Annotated in this window: 1 rRNA gene; it reads left to right on the top strand. The window is 49.3% G+C overall.

From position 1 onward, the window contains the following. Positions 1 to 10: 10 nt before the first annotated feature. Positions 11 to 209, top strand: a 16S ribosomal RNA gene (locus AACR09_RS10015); the annotation flags it as partial.

Genomic DNA, 209 nt, shown 5'->3' with positions numbered 1-209 from the left:
ACAAAATCTTAAATTGAAGAGTTTGATCATGGCTCAGATTGAACGCTGGCGGCAGGCCTAACACATGCAAGTCGAGCGGAAACGACACTAACAATCCTTCGGGTGCGTTAATGGGCGTCGAGCGGCGGACGGGTGAGTAATGCCTAGGAAATTGCCTTGATGTGGGGGATAACCATTGGAAACGATGGCTAATACCGCATAATGCCTAC

The sequence above is a fragment of the Vibrio sp. OPT20 genome (assembly GCF_963889365.1).
In the GTDB taxonomy this organism is placed as follows: Bacteria; Pseudomonadota; Gammaproteobacteria; order Enterobacterales; family Vibrionaceae; genus Vibrio; species Vibrio splendidus.
The sequence above is the reverse complement of the archived record's forward strand: the minus strand, read 5'-3'. Positions and strand labels throughout refer to the sequence as shown.